Below are 392 nucleotides of genomic sequence, written 5' to 3' on the forward strand. Positions count from 1 at the left end.
GGTCTGAACTGGATGAACAAACTCAGGGGCTCTACCCGCAACAAAATCTCCGTCAGCCGGTACGTATTGTGATTGATAGCCAAAATCGCGTGACGCCGGAACATCGCATTGTGCAGCAGCCCGGCGAAACCTGGTTCGCGCGTACGCAGGAAGATTCTCGTGAGTGGCCGGAAACGGTGCGTACCTTGCTGATTCCAGAGCATAAAGGTCACCTGGATCTGGTTGTACTAATGATGCAACTGGGTAAACAGCAGATTAACAGCATCTGGGTGGAAGCGGGGCCAACGCTCGCTGGCGCATTGCTACAGGCGGGTTTAGTCGATGAGCTGATTGTCTATATCGCACCTAAACTATTAGGCAACGACGCCCGTGGATTATGCACGCTGCCAGGG

General features: G+C 53.8%; 1 protein-coding gene. It reads left to right on the forward strand.

Going from position 1 to position 392, the window contains the following annotated elements; genetic code table 11:
• Window positions 1-392: dihydrofolate reductase family protein (locus tag I6F38_RS43570; RefSeq protein ID WP_225164738.1), on the forward strand; the 392-nt coding region annotated here is incomplete at both ends.

Source organism: Bradyrhizobium sp. BRP56 (assembly GCF_020194035.1).
GTDB classification, from domain to species: Bacteria; Pseudomonadota; Alphaproteobacteria; order Rhizobiales; family Xanthobacteraceae; genus Bradyrhizobium; species Bradyrhizobium australafricanum.